The 16,473-nt window shown below is 69.7% G+C and carries 12 protein-coding genes; 6 read left to right on the forward strand and 6 right to left on the reverse strand.

The annotated features are described in order from the left end of the window. Position 1 precedes the first annotated feature (1 nt). On the reverse strand, positions 2-1,108 hold the full coding sequence (locus XAN126_RS0105430; RefSeq protein WP_024277588.1) for an ABC transporter ATP-binding protein: 1,107 nt from the start codon (positions 1,106-1,108) through the stop codon (positions 2-4). A 131-nt stretch (positions 1,109-1,239) separates the two neighbouring features. On the opposite strand from XAN126_RS0105430, the gene XAN126_RS0105435 reads away from it, so the two are divergent. The 3 genes from XAN126_RS0105435 (at position 1,240) to XAN126_RS0105445 (ending at position 7,126) form a co-directional block, all read left to right on the forward strand. Continuing rightward, positions 1,240-2,187 (forward strand): LysR family transcriptional regulator, encoded by a 948-nt coding sequence (locus tag XAN126_RS0105435; RefSeq protein WP_024277589.1) that lies wholly within the window; start codon positions 1,240-1,242, stop codon positions 2,185-2,187. Positions 2,188-2,331: 144 nt separating this feature from the next. Next, positions 2,332-4,878: an AsmA-like C-terminal region-containing protein gene (locus tag XAN126_RS29240; protein ID WP_024277590.1), complete on the forward strand. Its 2,547-nt coding sequence runs from the start codon at positions 2,332-2,334 to the stop codon at positions 4,876-4,878. Between the two features lie 127 nt (positions 4,879-5,005). Then, positions 5,006-7,126 carry an FAD-dependent oxidoreductase gene (locus XAN126_RS0105445; RefSeq protein ID WP_024277591.1) on the forward strand — a complete coding sequence of 707 codons (2,121 nt, stop codon included), beginning with the start codon at positions 5,006-5,008 and terminating at the stop codon, positions 7,124-7,126. A 79-nt stretch (positions 7,127-7,205) separates the two neighbouring features. Here the strand turns inward: XAN126_RS0105445 and XAN126_RS0105450 are convergent, their stop codons facing one another. Together XAN126_RS0105450 and XAN126_RS0105455 are read right to left on the reverse strand one after the other, a co-directional pair. Further along, positions 7,206-8,399 (reverse strand): acetyl-CoA acetyltransferase, encoded by a 1,194-nt coding sequence (locus XAN126_RS0105450; protein ID WP_024277592.1) that lies wholly within the window; start codon positions 8,397-8,399, stop codon positions 7,206-7,208. 15 nt (positions 8,400-8,414) lie between these two features. Beyond that, positions 8,415-9,875, reverse strand: coding sequence for a 3-oxoacyl-[acyl-carrier-protein] synthase III C-terminal domain-containing protein (locus XAN126_RS0105455; RefSeq protein ID WP_024277593.1), 1,461 nt, complete (start codon positions 9,873-9,875; stop codon positions 8,415-8,417). Positions 9,876-10,033: 158 nt separating this feature from the next. Between XAN126_RS0105455 and XAN126_RS0105460 the strand changes: the two genes are divergently transcribed. Next, the gene (locus XAN126_RS0105460) at positions 10,034-11,269 is read left to right on the forward strand and encodes an FAD-dependent oxidoreductase (protein ID WP_024277594.1); all 1,236 of its coding nucleotides are present in this window, start codon (positions 10,034-10,036) and stop codon (positions 11,267-11,269) included. 246 nt (positions 11,270-11,515) lie between these two features. Here XAN126_RS0105460 and XAN126_RS0105465 read toward each other — a convergent pair whose 3' ends face one another. Further along, positions 11,516-12,190: a TetR/AcrR family transcriptional regulator gene (locus XAN126_RS0105465; protein ID WP_024277595.1), complete on the reverse strand. Its 675-nt coding sequence runs from the start codon at positions 12,188-12,190 to the stop codon at positions 11,516-11,518. A 366-nt stretch (positions 12,191-12,556) separates the two neighbouring features. On the opposite strand from XAN126_RS0105465, the gene XAN126_RS0105470 reads away from it, so the two are divergent. Both XAN126_RS0105470 and XAN126_RS0105475 read left to right on the forward strand, forming a co-directional pair. Beyond that, complete coding sequence (locus XAN126_RS0105470) at positions 12,557-13,882, forward strand: AMP-binding protein (protein ID WP_024277596.1); 1,326 nt, start codon at positions 12,557-12,559, stop codon at positions 13,880-13,882. A 7-nt stretch (positions 13,883-13,889) separates the two neighbouring features. After that, complete coding sequence (locus XAN126_RS0105475) at positions 13,890-14,792, forward strand: alpha/beta hydrolase (RefSeq protein ID WP_024277597.1); 903 nt, start codon at positions 13,890-13,892, stop codon at positions 14,790-14,792. 201 nt (positions 14,793-14,993) lie between these two features. Here the strand turns inward: XAN126_RS0105475 and XAN126_RS0105480 are convergent, their stop codons facing one another. Beyond that, positions 14,994-16,112 (reverse strand): CaiB/BaiF CoA-transferase family protein, encoded by a 1,119-nt coding sequence (locus XAN126_RS0105480; RefSeq protein ID WP_024277598.1) that lies wholly within the window; start codon positions 16,110-16,112, stop codon positions 14,994-14,996. A 5-nt stretch (positions 16,113-16,117) separates the two neighbouring features. Next, a complete protein-coding gene (locus tag XAN126_RS0105485; protein ID WP_024277599.1) occupies positions 16,118-16,438 on the reverse strand; it encodes a 2Fe-2S iron-sulfur cluster-binding protein in 321 nt (106 codons plus the stop codon). Positions 16,439-16,473 lie beyond the last annotated feature (35 nt).

Consider the following 16,473-nt stretch of genomic DNA (forward strand, 5'->3'; position numbering starts at 1 on the left):
CTCAATTCCCCTTCTTGTGGGTGTCGCCCGAATGGTCCGGAAACAGGCCGGTGATGCGGTTGGGCTTGATATGGAGGAAGACGGAGCCTTCGAGCGGGGCATCCGCCTCGCGCTCCTGCACCACCTTCACCGACGAGCCGTCGATGAGCGCCACTTCGTAGATGAGGGCGGGGCCGATGGGCATGACGGCGGTGATCTCCGCTCCGATGGCCCCCGCGCCGCCGGTGGCGCTCACGCGCATCCCCTCGGGGCGCACCGCGACGAGAACCGCCGCGCCCACGGGCAGGGTTGTCTCCCGTCCCGTCTCGATGACCATGCCGTCGGCGAGGCGCACCGCCGCGCCCGTGGCCGAGGTGCCGGCCACCGTGGCCCTGAGCAGGTTGGCGGTGCCGACGAAGGTGTTCACGAACAGGGAGGCCGGCCGGTCGTAGATGTCCGAGGGCGGGGCGAACTGCTCCAGGTTGCCGCGCGAGAGCACAGCGATGCGGTCGGACATGCCGAGCGCCTCCTCCTGGTCGTGGGTCACCATGACAGTGGTGATGCCCGACTGGCGCTGGAGGCGCTTAATCTCGATCTGCATATCGAGGCGCAGATTCTTGTCGAGGGCGCTGAACGGCTCGTCCAGCAGGAGAATGCGCGGCCGGATCGCGAGGCAGCGGGCGAGCGCCACGCGCTGCTGCTGGCCACCGGAGAGTTCGCGCGGGAGGCGGTCGCGGAAGGCGGCCATCTGCACCACGTCCAGCATCTCGGAGACCACCGCATCGGTCTCCGCGCTCGGCCGGCCGGCGGCGATGGGGCCATAGGCGATGTTCTGCGCCACGCTCATGTGCGGGAACAGGGCATAGTTCTGGAACACGATGCCGATGCGCCGCCGGTTGGTGGGCAGATGGGAGATGGAGGCGCCATCCACCAGCACGTCGCCGGAGGTCTGGCGCAGGAAGCCGGCGATGATCTTGAGAAGGGTGGTCTTGCCGCAGCCGGAGGGGCCGAGCAGCGAGACGAGTTCGCCGGGGCGGATGTCGAGATCGATGGCATTGGCGGCCACCACCTGCCCGAACGCGTGGGAAATGCCCCTCAGCGTCAGCGCATGCCCGGCGGACTGGCTCATGGTGGAGGCCTCAAGGTGCATATGATCGGGACGCCCCATCGCCCCTGCGGGAAGATAGTCGCCGCCGTGCGCATTGCCGTCCATCGCAGATTTGATACTTTTCCATACGCAAAATGCGCATGGAGGCAGTGGTGCCGGCATCCCTCGTTCCCGCGGCCCTGCGCTATGCCGAGCAGGTGGCGCGCTCCGGCTCCATCCAGCGCGCGGCGAAGGATCTCAACGTCGCCGCCTCGGCCATCAACCGGCAGGTGCTGCAACTGGAGGAAACCTTGGGCGTGCCCCTGTTCGAGCGGGTGGCGAAGGGCATGCGCCTTACCCCCGCCGGGGACGCCCTCGTCACCCTCGCGCGCCGCTGGATGGCCGACGAACGCCGCACCGCTGCCGAGCTGCGCCAGCTTCAGGGGGTGGACCAGGGCCATGTGCGGGTGGTGGCCATGGACAGCCACGTCAACGGCATCCTGCCCGCCCTCATCGCCGATCTCGACGCCCGCCACCCGCGCATCTCGCTGGACGTAGAGGTGGCGAGCACGGACGCCGCCGTCGCCGCCCTGATGGCCGGGGACGCCGACATCGCCGCCATCTTCAACCTGTCGCCCCGGCGCGACATCCATGTGCTGTGGTCGGCGGAGCTGCCGTTCGGCTGCGTCATCGCGCCGGACCATCCCCTGGCGAGCCGCGGCTCCATCAGCCTGCAGGAGGTGGTGGCCCATCCCATCGTGCTGCAAAGCCGGGCCTTGATGATCCGCCGCTATCTGGAGGCGCGGCACGGCTGGCTGTTCACCCAGGAGCGCAAGACGGTGGAGACCAATTCGCTCCAGCTGGTGAAGATCCTTGCCCGCGAGAAGGGCTATGTGGCCTTCACCTCCGAGCTCGATGCGGCGGCGGAGCTGATCGCCGGCACGCTGGTGTTCCGCCCTGTGCGCGACAAGGGCGCCGAGCCGCAGATGGTCTCCATCGCCATCGATGGGCGCAAGCCCCTGACGCGGGTGGGGCGCATCGTGGCGGAGGCGCTGGAACGCCTCACCGGCCGGATGATCGACGATGTCCGTCGCGCCGGCACCGCATCCGCGCCGGACTGATTCCGGCCGCGCATGCGGCCTCTCCCGCACGTCGGCCCGTCGTGCGGCGAAGGTCGCACGAGAAATCGCCTGTCGGACGGGGTTCCAATCGGTATGTTGAGAGGGGGCGGTTGCTTTGCGGCCGTCGGGCAAGGCGGAGGGGTCATGTTTCGCGTCGTGCGGCGGGTCGTTGCGGTCCTGCTGGTGCTGGTGTGCGCCGCACTCCTCGCGCTGGTGCTGGCGGCCAACCTGCCACAGGCGGAGGGACTGCGCCGGTCGCTGGCGGAACAGGGGCTGACCCATCTGTGGGGCGAGCCCGTGAGCGTGCGCGGGGCGGTGACGGTCTCCCTGTGGCCCAATGCGGCGGTCGATATGGACGGCGTGGAGGCGCACGGCACCGATGGCGCCAACGCCCGGACCGATCGTCTGACCGTCGCCATCCCGCCTTATGCCGAACTGGTCAGCGGCGGCCTGCGCTACAGCCTCGCGGTCGAGGGGGGAGACTTCGACGTGCCTTTCGCCAGCGGCGAGGCGGCCCGCCCCGGATCGCTGCTCGAATCCCCCATCCACGTGCTGTCCCTGCTGCCGCACCTCACCATCCGCGACACGGTGGTGCGCTTCACGGACACCATGAACGGCTGGCTGTTCGAGCTCAGGGTGAAGGATCTCAGGAGCGTGGCCGAGGCGGGGCGCAACGTGCTCGTCGCCGACGCGGCCCTGAACGGCCAGCCCCTCACCCTCGGTTTCGCCTTCGACCTCGAGGTGGAGAAGGGGGAGCGGGAACGCCCCTATGGCGCTCATATCACCCTGGCCACCGCCGGAGGACCCGACGCCCCCGGCCTTTCGGCGCGCTTCGACGTGCGTGCGCCGACGAAAAGGTTCGACCATGGCCTCGTGATGAAGTTCGATGCCGACGCCAAGAGCCTCGCCAAGGGGCTCACCCTCGCCGGCATCGCCCCCTCCATCGACGGCACCGGCAAAGTCAGCGCCCGCTTCAAGGCCGAGCCGGACCGCTTCAGCTTCCACGATCTCGACCTCGACCTGACCCTGGCGGACGGTGAGCGCATCTCCGTCACGGGCCAGGCCGACGACCTCGCCACCCTCGCCGGCGCCGACCTCAAGGTGGTGGCCGATCTTGAGACCGCCGCGCCCCCCGCCGTCTCCCTGCGCGAGATCGTCGTCACCCGTCTGACGGGGGACTTCCGAAGCCGCGCCGAAGGCATGATGCTGGAGGAGATCCTCATCTCCACCAACGCGTTCGACCAGAGCCTGAGGGAGATCGGCCCCATCAACGTGCGTTCGGTCACGCGCGACGCGGAGGGGCATGTGGCCTTCCGGGGCATCTCGGTGATCGCCGGCCCGCCCAGCCGCCCCATCGCCCGGCTGGAGGGTAATGTGGACGATATCCTCGGGTTTGCCGGCGTCGAGCTGGCGGGCGGTGTCGACATGCCGGTCGCCAGCGTCGTCGCGTTGCCGCCCGAGGCCCAGGACAAGCTCGGACGCATCGTCGGCAGCCTCTCCATGTCGGACGCCGGGGGCGGGCTGGGGGTGGATTCCTTCGCCGCCCGCATCGAGGGCAGCGCCCTGGTCTCGGCGACGCTTGCCCTCGTGCTGGACGATCTCGGCAAGCCCGGCGTCGCGGCGACCACCCAGGTGGATGCGCGGCTCAAGGTGCCGAACTATTCCGCCTTCACCGCTGCCTTCGGCGACACCTCCGATTTCCGCGGGCAGGTGACGTTCGAGGGGCGCCTCAGCGGCAACACCGATGCGCTGACCATGGAGGGGCGCACGGACATCGGCCGCACCCGCATCGACGGCACCCTCTCCAGCCTCGCCGCGCCCGGGGGCCGGTCGGTGGTGAAGGGCACCATCACCTCGCCGCTGGTCTATGCCGACGAACTTCTCGCCTTCATGCGTCCGGAGGGCCAGCGACGTCGCAAGTCGGTCAAGGTCATCGGCAGCCGGGAGCCGGAAGGCGGCAGCCAGATCGACCTGATCGGCACGACGGATGCGGACGTGGGCATCTCCGCCACCCGCCTGCAGGGCGGCGGCGACAGCGCCACCGGCGTCAAGGCCCGTCTCGTGGTGAACAACGGCGCCCTGCGGGTAGATCCGCTGCGCATCGGCTATCGCGGCGGCGTCATCTCCGCCGTCATGGCGAGCGAGGGGCGCTCCGTGCTGCGCACCAAGGGGTCGGGGACGGGCTGGCCGCTGGCGACCCTGTTCGGGCATGGCTCGCCCATCTCGGTGTCCGGCACCCTGAGCGTCGTCTTCGACCTCACCACCCGGATGGATGCGGACAACCCGCTCGCCACCCTCGGCGGCACCCTCACCGGGCGCGTCGGCCGCGGCCGCATCGGCACTGGGCTTCTGGACCTCGCCGGCGTGGGCATCCTCGCGGGCATCTTCACCTCCTCGGTGCAGAAGGGCGAAAGCGTGCTGCGCTGTGCCAAGGTGCCCCTCCAGTTCCACAAGGGCGTCGGCCGCACCAATCCGGTGATCGTGGTGAATACCGAGCATGTGCAGGCCCTTGCCCGCGGCACGGTCGACCTGGTGCGCGACCGCATCGACCTGCGGGTGGCGCCACGCCCGATCACGGCGCCCGATGGTCCGCCCGGCCACAGCTTTACCGTGAAGGGGTCGCTCAGCAGCCCGTCCGTCGCAATGGCCTCCGCCGGCAATGAGCCCCACGGCCGCTACAGTTGCGAATGAGGCGGCGGGCTTTCGGCTGAGGTCCTTCCGCTTGTCGCCTTGGAAATAATAAATCGATCGTTTAATCTTTGAATCTCTGGCAAGGCCCGGCGACACAGCCGCCGCACGCCATCCTCAGGAGCGACCCATGACCGACCAACCGCCCGCGGCCCCGCGCGGCGCGCCCCCGCATGCCGAAAGCGCCCCCATCACGATCACGCGCCACGGCGCTGTGGCGGTTGTCCACATCGATCATGCGCCTGTGAACGCGCTGTCGCGTGGCGTGCGTCAGGGGGTGATCGATGCGGTGCGGGAGCTGGATGGGGATGTGTCGGTCTCGGCGCTCGTGCTGAGCGGTGGGCCGGGGCGGTTCATCGCGGGGGCGGATTTGCGCGAGATGGCGCTGCCGCCGGACGCGCCCTTCCTGCCCGAGGTGGTGGGGGCGATCGATGCCTGCAGCAAGCCCGTGGTCGCGGCGCTGGATGGCGCGGCGCTGGGCGGCGGATGCGAGATCGCGCTGGCCTGCGATCTCAGGCTCGGGTCGGCCAAGGCGCTGGTGGGGCTCACCGAGACGCGGCTCGGCATCATCCCCGGCGCGGGCGGAACCCAGCGGCTGGTGCGATTGGTGGGGGTCGCGCAGGCCATCGGTCTGGTCTGCGAGGGCCGGGTGCTGAAGGCGGACGAGGCGCTGGACCTTGGCCTCGTTGATGCGGTGGTGGAGGGCGATCTCCTCGCCGAAGCCATCGCCCGCGCGCCGGCGGTGTTGAAGCGCCGGCTTTCGGCCCTACCGGTCCCCGCGGGTGAACCGGTCGGGGAGGAAGCGGCAGCCGCCAAGGCCCTCAAGGGCGCGAAGGGCGTGCCGGCCATCGCCGAGGCCATCCGCGTCATCACGGCGTCGAAGGATGCCGACTTCGCCTCCGGCCTCGCCCTTGAGCGCGCGGCGTTTTTGGCCCTGCGCGAGAGCCCGGAAGCGAAAGCCCTGCGCCACCTCTTCCTCGCCGAGCGCGAGGCGGTGAAGGTGCCGGGGCTGGAGGGCGCGAAGGCGCGGGCGATCGCATCCGCTGCCGTCATCGGCGCCGGCACCATGGGTGCGGGCATTGCCGTGGCGCTGCTGGATGCGGGCTATGTCGTCACTCTGGTGGAGCGCGACGACGAAGCCGCGCAGGCCGGCGTCGCGCGCATCAATGGCCTCTATGGCAGGCAGGTGAAGAGCAATCGCATCACCGAGGCGCAGAAGGCCGAGCGCCTCGCCCGCCTCCTCCCGGCCTCCGACTATGCGGCGCTGTCCGATGTCGACCTGATCGTCGAGGCCGCCTTCGAGGACATGGGCGTGAAGACCGACATCTTCCGCCGTCTCGACAGCATAGCGAAGCCGGGCGCGGTGCTCGCCACCAACACCTCCTATCTCGATCTCGACGCCATCGCCGCCACCACGTCGCGGCCTGAGGACGTGGTGGGCCTGCACTTCTTCGCGCCGGCCAACATCATGAAGCTGCTGGAGGTGGTCAAAGCCACCCGCACCGCGCCGGAGGCGCTGGCGACCGCTCTCGCTTTGGCGAAGCGCATGGGCAAGCAGCCGGTTGTGGCGGGCAATTGCGACGGCTTCATCGGCAACCGCATCTATGCGGTCTACCGCCGCCACGCGGAATATCTGGTGGAGGACGGGGCCAGCCCCGAACAGGTGGATGCGGCGCTGGAGGCGTTCGGCTTCGCCATGGGCATCTTCGCGGTGTCGGACATGTCCGGCCTCGACATCGCCTATGCCATGCGCAAGCGCCGGGCGGCAACGCGCGACCCCAACGAGCGCTACGTCTCCATCGCCGATACGCTGGTGGAAACGGGTCGGCTGGGCCGCAAGACCAATGGCGGCTGGTACGCCTACGACGCCGCCGGCAACCGCACGCCTGACCCCGCCGTCACGCAGATCATCGCGGAAGCCCGCGCGGCCAAGGGCATCCAGCCGCGGGCCTTCACGCAGGAGCAGATCCACCTTCGGCTTCTGGCGGTAATGGCCAACGAGGGCGCGAAGGAACTCGCCGAGGGCATCGCGCTACGTCCGTCCGACATCGACCTCGCCTTCGTCAACGGCTACGGCTTCCCGCGCCTGAAGGGCGGCCCCATGCACGCCGGCGACGCCCTCGGCCTCGCCGCCATCCTCACCGAGATCAAAGCCGCCCACAAAACCGGCGGCGCAGGATCAGAGCCCGCAGAACTCCTCGCCCAGCTCGCACGAGAGGGCAGGACATTCACAGACTGGCACAAGGCCTAAGCCTCTCGCCTAGAAATAAAAAACCCCGCCGCCGGCGCGTGCCGGGCGGCGGGGCAGTCAGCGGGCCGCCACGGTCGGATCAGGCGGCACCGACAATGGTGATGGAGCACACGTTCTGCGCCGGCGCGCCGCCCAGATTGTGGGTGAGGGCGAGGCTCGGGCTCGCGAGCTGGCGTTCGCCGGCCTGTCCGGTGAGCTGCAGCCAGCATTCGTAGAGCATGCGCAGGCCGGACGCGCCGACGGGATGGCCGAAGCATTTCAGGCCGCCGTCCACCTGGCAAGGCAGGGCGCCATCGGCATCAAAAGCGCCGTCCAGCATGCGTTTCCAGGCGGTGCCCTCGTCGGCGAGGCCGATGTCCTCCAGCGTCACCAGCTCGGTGATGGAGAAGCAGTCGTGCAGCTCGGTAAAGCTCAGGGCCGTGCGGGGATCGGCGATGCCCGCCTCCGCATAGGCGCGGCGGGCGGCGATGCGGGCGGTGTGGACGTAGGAGCCGTTCCAGCCGCTGCTCTGCACCTCCCAGCCGTTGGAGGCGACGAGCTGGATGGCCTTCACCAGAACCTGTGCCTTCCCAAGGCTTTGCGCGATCTCTGGCGCGGTGACGATGGCGCAGGCGGCGCCGTCCGACACCGGGCAGCAGTCGAACAGGCCCAGCGGGTCGGCGACGAGCGGCGCATTCACGGCCTGCTCGACGGTGATGGCCTTGCGCAGATGGGCGTTCTTGTTTTTCACCGCATTGGCGTGGCTCTTCATGGAGGTGTGCCCCATGGCCCGCTTGAGGTCGCCGGCGGAGATGTTGTGGCGGGTGCCGTAGGCCCGCGCAAGCTGGGCGAAGTTGCCGGGATTCGTGTGTGTCGGCAGATACATGGGCGCGAAGGTGCCGCGCGAGGCCGGGGGCAGGCCGGCAAAGCCGGTGTCCTTCAGCTTCTCCACGCCCACCGCCAGCGCGATATCCACGGCGCCCGACGCCACCGCATAGACGGCGCCGCGAAAGGCTTCCGTACCGCCGGCGCAGAAGTTTTCCACGCGGGTGACGCCGATGTTTGGCAGGCGCAGGGCCTGGGCCATGGGGGTGCCGGCCTTGCCGGCGCCGATGTCGTCATAATGGGAGGAATACCAGGCCGCCCCGATCTGGTCGGGCGTGATGCCGGCATGGCCGAGCGCCTCCAGATAGGCTTCCGCCATCAGCTCTTCGTGCCCCACGTCCCAGCGCTCGCCGAAGCGCGAGCAGCCCATGCCGAGAATGGCGACCTTGTCCTTGATTCCGTTGGCCATTTTGTCGCCCTCCGGTCAGGCTGCGGCGGGCGACGCGGAGGCCGCGACCGCCTTCCAGAAATAGCGGCGGAAGCCGGTGCGCTCGTCCAGATCCTTGATGCGAAATACGAAATTGACCGCATCGCCGGGCGCGAGACGCTCCGCGTCGGGGTCGGTGAAGTCCATCATCAGGCGGGCGCCGCCGGGGATGTCGATGAGGCCGTAGCAATTGGGCGGGCTGCGGGAGAAGGCGAGGCGGTCGGCGGTGGCGGTGGCGACCGTGCCGCCGAGGTCCGCAAGGGGCCATGGCTGCTGGGTTTCCGCGAACAGGCCTGTCTCCGCGACGGCAAGGCGGGAAGGGGGAAACTGCACCTGTCCCGTCTCGGGGCTGCGGCTGCCGACGAAGCCCAGCAGGGCCTCGGCATTGCGATAGGCCGTGGTCAGCGCCTCGTTCACCGGGAAGCGTCCGCGCAGGCCGCGCTCCCACGGCATAAGGCCGCGAAAGATGGGGAGTTTCAGATAGTTGGCCTCGGCGACGCCGTCCGCCAGCGTGGCCGATGCGGCAGTAGGGAAGCCGGTGATGGCGCCGGTCGCCTCCAGCACCAAAGCGGTCGCGCCCTGACCGAACTGGGCGACCAGCACCCGCTCGCCGGGGCGCATGTCTTCCATCGCCCGCGCCAGCATCACGAGGGCGTGGGCGGCGCCGGTGTCTCCGCATTCCATATCAAGGGGTTGCGCGAGTTTTGCGCGGGAGAGGCCGGCCGCCTGCGCCACCGCCTTGGCCGCGCCGGGGATGACGCAGGGCAGGACGAAATGGTCGATATCATCTGCGGAAAGCTGCGCCTTTCCAAGGGCTTCCGCGATGGCGCGGGGCACGAGACCGAGGAAGCCCTCTTCCCGCACCCAGCGCTCTTCCCAGTCGGTGGGGAGGGACCGGTCGGGGGCGCGATAGCGCTCGATGAAGGGGGCGGAGAGGCTGGCGCCGCCACGATAGGTGAGGAGGTCCGGTCCGCACCCGACGAGCGCACCGACACCCCCATCCGAATAGCGCATTTCGGCGGTGCCACCCGGGGTATTCAGCGGCATATCGGCGGCTGTCAGCAATGCCGGTTCGGAAGATTCAAGAGCTGCGTGCAAAGCGAGCAGCCCGCATCGCATGGTACCTCCCACATCCTGCGCCCGGGTCGCCTCGGGGAGGCGAAGGGCGGCATGGACGAGGGACGCCTGCTGCGGCTCGGCGAAGACCGGGGTGGTGGTCGCGAAGGTGAGGGCGCGGACCGCGGTGCGCGCCTCAGGAACTCCATTGCGCTCCGCTTGCGCGAGGCAGGCGCGGGCGGCGGCGACGGCCATGGTGATGGGGTCTTCGTCCCAATAGGCCAGAGTGCGGGCGCCGCGGGTCTCGCCGCGGGGGCAGAGCCAGCCCATGGCGGCGGCCATGGCGGCGCGCTGGAGGCGCAGGCGCGGCAGATGGATTGCGAGTGCTGTGATGCCCGTCATGTGGTGCCCGTCTGTGCGGCCGGGGGAGGGGGCTTCACCGGCGTCCACGCGCCGAACGTCGGGGCCGACGGCGCGCGGGAAAGCCGATTGCCGCCCGCATTTTGGCAGTATAATAATCAGAACGTTCGGTCAATCAATATCCAGAAACGGGGGGCGCCATGGACCAGGAACACGCCGGTGAGGATCACATCTGCATCGTCGGGGCCGGGCAGGCCGCCGCCTCCCTCGCGCTGCGCCTGCGGCATGGCGGCTATTCGGGTGCGCTGACCCTCTTTGGCGACGAGCCCCACCCGCCCTATCAGCGCCCGCCGCTCTCCAAGGCCTATCTCAAGCGGGAGTGGACGGTGGACCGGCTCTACCTGCGCCCCGCCGAGTTCTGGAGCGGCCTCGGCGTCGACGTGGTGACGGGTGCGCCTGTCACCGCGCTCGATCCTGTCGCCCGCACGCTGGAGGTGGGCGGGCGCCGCGTGGCGTGGACGAAGCTGGCGCTGGCCACCGGCACCCGCCCGCGCCCGCTGCCGCCGGAATTCGGCGGGCTCTCAGGCGTTTACGAGCTGCGCAGCCTCGCCGATGCGGACCGGTTGGAAGGCGAGATTCGCCCCGGCCGGCGGCTCCTCGTGCTCGGCGGCGGCTATGTGGGGCTGGAGACGGCGGCGGTGGCGGCGAAGGCCGGGCTTGCGGTGACCGTGGTGGAGCGGGCCGCGCGCATTCTGGAGCGTGTCGCCTGCGCCGAGACCTCCGACGCCATCCGCGCGCTGCATGCGGGCCACGGCGTGCGCATCCTCGAAGGTCGCAGCGTGGCTGGGGTGGAGGCGCGGGACGGCGCCGTCGCGGCGGTGGCTCTGGATGACGGCACGCGCCTGGAGGTGGATGCGGTGCTGGTGGGCATCGGCGTCCTGCCCCGCGACGAACTCGCCCGCGCGGCCGGCATCGCCTGCGAGAACGGCATATTGGTGGACGTGCACGGCCGCACCTCCGCGCCCGGCATCTGGGCGGCGGGCGATTGCGCTTCCTTCCCCTTCCAGGGGCTGCCGTCGCGGCTGGAGAGCGTTCAGAATGCGGTGGACCAGGCGGAATGCGCGGCGGACGACATGCTCGGCCACACCCGTGTCTATGCGCCGGTGCCGTGGTTCTGGTCCGACCAGTACGACACGAAACTGCAGATCGTCGGCCTCAACCGCGGCTATGACGCGGTGCTGCGCCGGCGGTCCGAACGGGGCGAATCGCTCTGGTATTTCCGGGAAGGGCGGATGATCGCGGTGGATGCCCTCAACGATGCGCGCACCTACATGGCGGCGAAGAAGCTGCTGGAGGCGGGGGCGGTTCTGACGCTGGACGAGGTGGCGGCGGAGGGGTTCGACCCGGTGGCGCGGATGAAGCGGCCGGCGGCGTGAGGGGGGTGACCTTCAAGTTGGCTTTTTCCGGGGCCATCCCGAGGGCTTCAGTAGGCTGTCATCCCCCGGCTTGTCCGGGGGATCCACCCCGTCATTCGCATCGTGCTCAAGGACTGGGAACTAGCCCGGCCGCAGGGTAGATGCCCCGGACAAGCCGGGGCATGACGGCGCGAGAAACGGGGGGAGGACGGCACGGGAACGTGGCCGCAAGCTCCTGCTCAGGCCGTTTCCGATGGCCTCCCGCCCTCACTCCTTCGCGCTGCGCCCCTCATGCCGCGCCGCATGGCGGCCCTCCGGCTTGGCGTGCGCCGTGCCGCCGTTGGCCGGGGCGGGGGCGTTGGCGTAGCCCTTCACGAAGAGGTCCACCGTGCGGTCGGCCAGCTCGTTCGGCGTCACGGCGCCGTCGGCGTGGTACCACGTATAGGTCCAGTTGATCATGCCGAAGAACAGCATGGTGTCCACGTGGGCGGTGCTGGAATGGGCGAGGTCCGGCCGCAGCTGCAACAGGATGTCCCGGACATAGGCGATCAGCTCGCGCTGCTTGGCCACCAGCACCTTGCGCGTCTCGGGGGCGAGGAATTCGGCGCAGGTGAGCAGCGCCACATGTTGGTCGCGCGAGACGGAATAGACATCGAGGAACAGGCGGGTGAGCTGGCGGAAGCGCTCCTCCGGGTCCTGATAGCCATAGAGGGTCTGCCGGCACTTCATGAGGAGGCTTTCCACATGCGAGGTCAGCATGTCGGAAAGGATCGCCTCCTTGGAGGTGAAATAGTGATAGAGCCGCGACTTGGAACACTCGCACGCCTCGGCGATGTCGCCGATGGAGGTCGCCGCATAGCCGCGCTGCGCGAACACGGACGCCGCCCGCTCGAGGATGGTGTCGTGAATGTTGTCGTATTCGGCTGAGCGCGTTCTCGCCACGGCGGCCACACCTGCAAGAATGTTCCGATCATTCGGTCTATAAGCGCATGGGGCGGCGGTGCCAAGGGCGGCGGGCGCGGGAGGGGTCTTCCTGAAGCCGTTCAAAAGCGCGCGGCGGATAGGGTGTGACGGCTGGGAGAGGCCGCACGCTTATTCTCCAGACGTATTCCCCAGACTTCTCCCGAGCCCCGACGCGGGTGCCTTCCCCGCCTTCCCCATGGTAGCCTCGCCAGGCATCTCGGACATGGAGGTTGATGCAGATCAAAATCACCGTTTACATAGACCAGTCGTTCGGTCTATTAATTCGCCAACCGAGAGCGGCCACAAGAGCCGCGTGTTTCAACGGTCGGATGGGGGAGGAGCCACATGCAGCATCCTGAGGTGGAGTCGCTCGACCGCGACGGTATTCTGAAGCTCCAGCGCGAGGGCCTTGCCGGCCTCGGCGCGCGTCTGGCGCAGTGCGACACCTGGAAGGCGCATTTCGCGCAGGCCGGCATGAAGCCGGAGGATCTCGCCTCCGAGGACGGCCTCGCCAACGCGCCGTTCATGGACAAGTCGCTGCTGCGCGACCTCTATCCCTTCCCCTTCCTCACCGTGCCCATGGACAAGGTGGAGCGCTTCGTCGCCACGTCAGGCACCACCGGCCTGCCGGTGACGTTCGGCATGACGAAGAACGACTTGCACAGCCTGCTGCCGTCCCAGATGGCGCGCCTTCTCACCGCCGCCGGCGTCAAGCCGGGCTTCCGCGCCTATCAGGGCTATGGCTACGGCCTGTGGATCGGCGGCCCGGCGCTGGATGCCGGCTTCTCCGCCGTGGGCTGCACCAATTTCCCCATCGGCCCCGGCCGCGGCGAACTGGCCGCCCGCTGGCTGCGCGACCACGCCTATGACGTCGCCTCCATGTCGCCTTTGTGGCTGATGACGCTGGTGCAGGCGGCCAAGCACCAGGGCATCAACCCGCGCACGGACTGGACGCTGAAGGTCGCCATCCTCGGTGGCCAGTCGGTCTCGGCCGAGTTCCGCGCGCAGCTGGAAGCCGAGATGCCCGAGGGCTTCATGAGCCACAACATCTACGGCACCACGGAAGCCGGCGGGCCGATCCTCGCCATCTCCACGCCCTTCACCCACGCCGACGACGAATTGCAGCTCCTCAACGAGGATACGGTGATCGTCGAGATCCTCGATCCCAAGACCATGAAGCCTGTGTCCGAGGGCGAGGTGGGCGAGATCGTCATCACCACCCTGCGCAAGGAAGCATCCCCGGTGGTGCGCTGGCGCACCCGCGACCTCGTGCGCCTCTCCCCGCGCCCTTATGACTGCCCCTCGGGCCGGCGCGGCATGCGCAAGATCGGGCGGATCATCGGGCGCACCGACGACATGATCAAGTTCAAGGGCGTCATCGTCTTCCCCTCCCAGATCGAGGACGTGATCGCCGGCATTCCCGGCCTCGCCAAGGAAGCCTGGCAGATCTACGTGGACAAGGAGGCCACCACCATCGGCAAGATGACGGTGGCGGTGGAGGCGGTGGCCGCCTCCCAGCGCCCGGGCGAGGATGCGGCGTCCGACGTGCGGCGCGAGATCAAGGCCCGCCTCGGCATCAACGTGAACGTGGAATGCCATCGCGAGGGCGAGCTGCCGCGCTACGAGGCCAAGGCCACGCGCGTGCTGCACCGGCCCGAAGCGACGCACTGAGGCGGCCTTGACCGAGGCTCTCCCCATCGACGCACCCGCCTTCGCGCGGGTGCGTGCGCGCATCGAAGCCGCGACCTCCGCCTGGGCGGCGGGGCTGACGCTCGCCGAAATCCGCGACAGCTTCGAGGCCTTCCTCGGGGTGGGCGAGGGCGCGCCGGAGGTGGTGCGCACGCCCCTCACCCTCGCCGGCCTTCCCGCCTGCGCCTTCGATGCGCCGGGCGGCGATGCCGCCCGCGTGCTGCTCTATTGCCACGGCGGCGGCTTCCAGATCGGCTCCATCCGCTCCCATGCGGGGCTGATGGCGCGGATCGCGCTCGCGAGCGGGATGCGGGTGATCGGCTTCGACTATCGCCTCGCCCCCGAGCACCGCTTTCCGGCGGCGCATGACGACGCCTTCGCCGTCTATCGCGCGCTGGTGGAGGCGGGGGAAACGCCGCTCGCGCTGGTGGGCGATTCCGCCGGCGGCGCGCTGGCGCTGGGCACCGCCCTGCGGGCGCGGGATGCCGGATTGCCGTTGCCGAAGGCACTGGTGCTGCTCTCGCCGTGGCTCGATCTCACCATGGGCGGGGAGAGCTATACGGCGCTGGCGGACAAGGACATCTTCTCCCGCCCCGAGCAGTTGAAGGCCATGTCACGCACCTATCTCGGCCGGGACAACCGGCCGGACGACCCCGCCGCCTCGCCGGTCAAGGGCGATCTTGCCGGCCTTCCGCTCATGCTGGTCCATGCGGGCGGGCACGACATCACGCTCGACGACAGCCACCTTCTTGCCCGCCGCGCGGCGGAACAGGGTGGGCGGGTGGCGGTCGAGGTGTTCCCGGGCATGTGCCACCACTTCCAGGTGTTCGAGGAACTGCCCGAGGCCGCGGCGTCGCTGGCCCGCATCGGCACGTTTTTGCGCGGGCTCTGAATCCCGGCCTCCTCCCGACGCCTTTTGACGTCGCATGTGCCGGGCCCACTCGCCGGCCTCCCGCCACCGCCGGGAGGCCGGCTTTTTCGTGGTCTGGATGGGTTTGCGAGTGCCGTCAACCCGCATCGCGCGTCATGGCCGGGACGAGCCCGGGCATGACGGCTGGGAGGAGCGTCAGCCTCCGAGCGTCCCCAATTCCCCTCACCCCAGTCGTGCCGGATCGAGGCCCCAGTCGGCCAAGATCGCCCGCCCGTCCGCGCCCGGCGCCGCCGGTCCGTGGGCCACCGCGGAGGGGGTGGCAGAGAAGCGGGGGGCGGGGGCGGGCTGGGTGACGCCGTCCACGGTCACGAACGCCCCGCGCGCCTGCGCATGGGGATGGGACGCGGCCTCGTCCCAGTCGAGGATGGGGGTGACGCAGGCATCCGTGCCGGCGAACAGGTCCGCCCAGTGGTCGCGCGGCTCACTGAGGAACAGCGCGGCAAGGCGCGCCCGCAGCGTCCCCCAGGAGGCGGGATCGGCGGCATGGGTGAATTCGGACGGGTCCAGCCCCAGCCGCTCGAGGAGGATGCGGTGGAAGCGGCCCTCCACCGGCGCCACGGCGAGGAACTTCCCGTCCGCGCAGGCATAGGTGCCGTAGAAATAGGCCCCGCCATCCAGCAGGTTCGCCCCGCGCGCATCGCTCCACATCCCGCCGGCGCGGAAGCCCCAGAACAGCGCGGCGAGGAGGGAGGCGCCGTCCGTCATGGCGGCATCCACCACCTGGCCCTGCCCGGTGGTCTTGGCGGCGAGCAGCGCCGCCACCATGCCGAACGCCATCAGCATTCCCCCGCCGCCGAAATCGGCGACGAGGTTGAGCGGCACGGGCGGCGGCGCATCGGCCGGGCCCATGGCGGCCAGCGCCCCGGTCATGCCGAGATAATTGAGATCGTGCCCGGCCGCGTCCTTCAGCGGCCCCTCCTGTCCCCATCCGGTCATGCGGCCGTAGACGAGGCGCGGATGGGCGGCAAGGCATGGCTCCGGCCCGAGGCTGAGACGCTCCATCACACCCGGCCGGAAGCCCTCGATGAGGCCGTCGGCGCGGCCGATGAGATCGCGCATAACGCCGACGTCGGCCTCGGCCTTGAGGTCGAGGGCGATGGAGCGGCGGCCGCGCGCCAGCACGTCGAAGCGCGTGTTCATGAGCGGGATGTCCGCCCGCGCGCCCTTCTGGTGGATGCGGATGACCTCCGCCCCCGCATCCGCCAGCATCATGGCGGCGAAGGGGGCGGGGCCGAGGCCCACCATCTCGACGATGCGCAGTCCCGAAAGCGGACCCGGCATCGCCCTCAGCCCTGGCCGGCGGGCAGGTGGACGACGAGGCCGTCCAGCGCCGGCGCCACCTTCACCTGGCAGGAGAGGCGGGAGGTGTCGCGCACGTCCTCGGCGAATTCGAGCATGTCGCGCTCCATGCCGGTGGCCTCTCCCACCTGGGCGGACCAGGCCGGGTCCACATGCACATGGCAGGTGGCGCAGGAGCAGGCGCCGCCGCACTCGGCGACGATGCCGGGCACGTTGGCGCGGCGGGCGCATTCCATGACGGAGAGCCCGTCATCCGCATCGATCTCGATGCGCTCGGCGGCGGGGGTGACGAAGACGATGCGGGTCATGGGGGGGCTTCCAGTATCTTGGTCTTGCTTGAGAA

Origin of the sequence: Xanthobacter sp. 126 (genome assembly GCF_000526175.1) — a bacterium.
Lineage (GTDB): Bacteria > Pseudomonadota > Alphaproteobacteria > Rhizobiales > Xanthobacteraceae > Xanthobacter > Xanthobacter aminoxidans.

Coding starts and splice junctions, on each gene's coding strand:
- XAN126_RS0105450 (WP_024277592.1), bottom strand. CDS start 8,399: ATGGCCAACGGAATCAAGGACAAGGTCGCCATTCTCGGCATGGGCTGC.
- XAN126_RS0105480 (WP_024277598.1), bottom strand. CDS start 16,112: ATGCCGGGTCCGCTTTCGGGACTGCGCATCGTCGAGATGGTGGGCCTC.
- XAN126_RS29240 (WP_024277590.1), top strand. CDS start 2,332: ATGTTTCGCGTCGTGCGGCGGGTCGTTGCGGTCCTGCTGGTGCTGGTG.
- XAN126_RS0105460 (WP_024277594.1), top strand. CDS start 10,034: ATGGACCAGGAACACGCCGGTGAGGATCACATCTGCATCGTCGGGGCC.
- XAN126_RS0105470 (WP_024277596.1), top strand. CDS start 12,557: ATGCAGCATCCTGAGGTGGAGTCGCTCGACCGCGACGGTATTCTGAAG.
- XAN126_RS0105455 (WP_024277593.1), bottom strand. CDS start 9,875: ATGACGGGCATCACAGCACTCGCAATCCATCTGCCGCGCCTGCGCCTC.
- XAN126_RS0105445 (WP_024277591.1), top strand. CDS start 5,006: ATGACCGACCAACCGCCCGCGGCCCCGCGCGGCGCGCCCCCGCATGCC.
- XAN126_RS0105485 (WP_024277599.1), bottom strand. CDS start 16,438: ATGACCCGCATCGTCTTCGTCACCCCCGCCGCCGAGCGCATCGAGATC.
- XAN126_RS0105430 (WP_024277588.1), bottom strand. CDS start 1,108: ATGAGCCAGTCCGCCGGGCATGCGCTGACGCTGAGGGGCATTTCCCAC.